Source organism: Marinomonas vulgaris, from assembly GCF_018145875.1.
Lineage (GTDB): Bacteria > Pseudomonadota > Gammaproteobacteria > Pseudomonadales > Marinomonadaceae > Marinomonas > Marinomonas vulgaris.
In genome coordinates this window covers 1-2,867 of the sequence record NZ_JAGSSV010000052.1, presented here as the reverse complement: position 1 = coordinate 2,867, position 2,867 = coordinate 1, and the positions used below count along the sequence as shown (strand labels likewise).

The following is a 2,867-nucleotide window of genomic DNA, read 5'->3' as shown; positions in this document are numbered from 1 at the left end:
GCCACAAACAGGTTCTCTCCCAATGGTGGCGTTGAGAAACCGATCGATAAGCTACACACCATCACGATACCAAAATGCACTGGGTCAATGCCCAACGTATAAGCAACAGGCAACAACACGGGCGTCAAGATCATGATGGCCGCCAAGGTTTCCATAAACATGCCGACAAACAGCAAGAAGGCAATAATCAGCAACCAAATAAGGTACAGGTTATCCGTTAGGCTCAACATGGAGTTGGCCACAATCGTTGGAATTTGATTTTCCACCAAGATACGACCAAACGCCGTGGCGGTGAACAAAATCAGCAACACACGACCCGACAACCAGGTGGTGGTTTCTAACGAATGCACCAAGTCTTTCAACTTAAGCTCGCGGTGAACAAACACACCAATGAACAAGGTATAGAAGATCGCCACGATCGCCGATTCTGTTGGTGTGAAGAAGCCGGAATAAATACCGCCCAAAATCACCAAGGGCGCTAAAATAGACCACACACCCGAGCGAATCGCTTTGCGAATTTGCGACGTAGACCAACCTTCGTCAGTGCCTTTGTAGCCGTAACGGCGACACTGAATATAGTTCAACGTCATCAAGCCAACCGACATCACCACGCCCGGCAAGAAGCCCGCAATAAAAAGTTTCGGAATCGAGATGCTTTGAAATTCGCCGTGTTCCGCAATGGCTTCCAGTGGCACTGTCATGCCCAGCGCAGAGATACCAAAAATCACCATAGGAATGGACGGCGGGATCACGATACCCAAACCACCAGACGACGCCGTCACGGCAGACGCATAACCCTTGTCATAACCACGGCGAACCATGGCCGGAATCATCAACATACCCACGGCGGCGGTGGTCGCAGGACCCGAACCCGAGATCGCACCGAAGAACATACAAGCTAAAATTGCCGCCGCCGAAATACCGCCCGTTACCGGGCCAGCAAAACTTTCTGCTAAATGCACCAGTCGCTTGGAAATGCCCGACGCTTCCATCAAGGCACCGGCCAGGATAAACGCCGGCAACGCCATTAAGGGAAACGAACCTACCGAGTTAAAGGCAATTTGCACAAATTTGATGGGGTTTTCATCTAAAAATAAAAACGACGCTAACGCGGCAATCCCCAACGACACCATGACCGGCGCGCCAATGATCAATAAGGCTAAAAACGACCCAAATAATACTAAGACAATGGATGATTCGCTCATTTGCTTGCCTCCTGGGCGGTCGTTGTTTCATCACCATTCGCTTGACTGGCTTGCATCAGTTCATTCATTTCTTTCGCTTCCGGGTCAATAATTTCAACGCCTTTCACGTACTTTATGTAGTTCACTTGAATAATTCGCAGGGTCATCAGGGTGAAGGCAATCGGTAATATTAAGTAGATGTATTTCATTGGAATGCCCAAGGTCTGTGACTTCCAAAAAAGGTTCATACGGTTAAACACAAAATCGTAACTGAGGTAAATAAAGTAGCTGTTAAAGCCAATCCAGGATAAATCCGACAAGAGTTCCAGCGCTGTACTGACTTTTTGTGGCATCCATTTGTAGTGAAACGTGACGCGGTTGTGCGCAGACAGTTTGGCGGCGTAACTGGCGCCTAAAAACACAAACCAAACGAACATATAAACCGAGAGTTCTTCACTCCAAGTGATCGAATGGCCAAATAATTCACGAGAGAGTATTTGAAGAAATAAAATGGTAACGAACGCGACAAGAAGCGCGCGACATAAATAACTTTCTAGGTTGTCGAATATTTTTAAAAGGCATTTCATAATAATGGCTGCTCGACTTTTGGAGGATCTGCGCTTTTTAACGCTTGAACTGGTTTTTTATCACTTAAACAACAGTGCCAGGATTAAAACGGCAGGATAGAAGCATTGGGGCTAAAACATCTGCACTAAAACAAGAAAGGCTGGATGCCATCACCCAGCCTTGTTTTAGTTAGATTTCGTCGCGACCTAATGTGCGCAACAAGGCATTGATTTTTTCTTTACCGCCAACTTGGTCGTAGAATTCAGGCCAAACGTTGGCTTGCGCGCGTTTTACCCATTCTGTTTCGTCTTCAAGCTGACTGATTTCCATGCCGTATTTAGACACCAATTCTTTTTTGATCTTGCCTTCTTTGTCTTTGATCCAGGCAAGGCTGTATTCGGTTGCTTCTTGGCCCGCTTCTATCAGCGCGGCTTGTACCGCTTTAGATTGGTCTTGGAAAAGGTCTTCAGACATGATCAGTGGCTCAAGCTGATACGCGTAGTGAGTTTCCGTGAGGTATTTTTGGATCTCGGCAAACTTCATCGAGTAAATAGCCGCGTATGGGGTTTCTTGACCGTCAACCACGCCTTGTTGCAGTGCAGTAAAGGTCTCAGACCAGGCCACGGGGGTTGGGTTAACGCCCAATGCTTGGTAAGTTTTGATCAACAAGTCACTTTTCGGCACACGGATAAACAAGCCTTCAAGGTCATCCAGCGAAGTAATAGGACGTTTGGAGTTGGTCAGCATACGAAAGCCCGAATAGCTCCACGCCAAAATGCGTACATTGGCTTGGTTAAGCGCGTCTTGCGCCAATTGCCTTTCAATGTCGCTGTTGATGATGGTTTCTGCTTGATCAATGTTCTCGAAAACATAAGGCAATGCCAAAATACCCAATGAAGGGCTAAAAGGCGCTAAATTACTGGCCCCAACAATAGACATGTCCAAGGTGCCCAACGCCACGTCATTTACGGTAGCCTGCTCAGAACCCAGCTGACCGTTCACAAAAATAGTGGTGTCATATTTACCATTGGTTTTTTCAGACAGCAGCTCAGAAAATTTAAGCCCTAGCGCCTCTTGGGTACTTCCACCCCCATCGCCAACGGCCATTTTCCAAGT

The 2,867-nt window shown here is 47.2% G+C and carries 3 protein-coding genes; all 3 read right to left on the bottom strand.

Annotation, left to right across the window (positions count from 1 at the left end):
- Nucleotides 1–1,205, bottom strand: a 1,205-nt coding sequence (locus J9B83_RS15630; RefSeq protein ID WP_211537715.1) for a TRAP transporter large permease, incomplete at its 3' end; no start/stop codon positions are given.
- Nucleotides 1,202–1,771 carry a TRAP transporter small permease gene (locus J9B83_RS15625; RefSeq protein ID WP_211537714.1) on the bottom strand — a complete coding sequence of 190 codons (570 nt, stop codon included), beginning with the start codon at nucleotides 1,769–1,771 and terminating at the stop codon, nucleotides 1,202–1,204. The genes J9B83_RS15625 and J9B83_RS15630, both read right to left, overlap by 4 nt.
- Nucleotides 1,772–1,940: 169 nt before the next feature.
- A partial coding sequence (locus J9B83_RS15620) for a TRAP transporter substrate-binding protein (protein WP_211537713.1) occupies nucleotides 1,941–2,867 on the bottom strand: 927 nt, incomplete at its 5' end.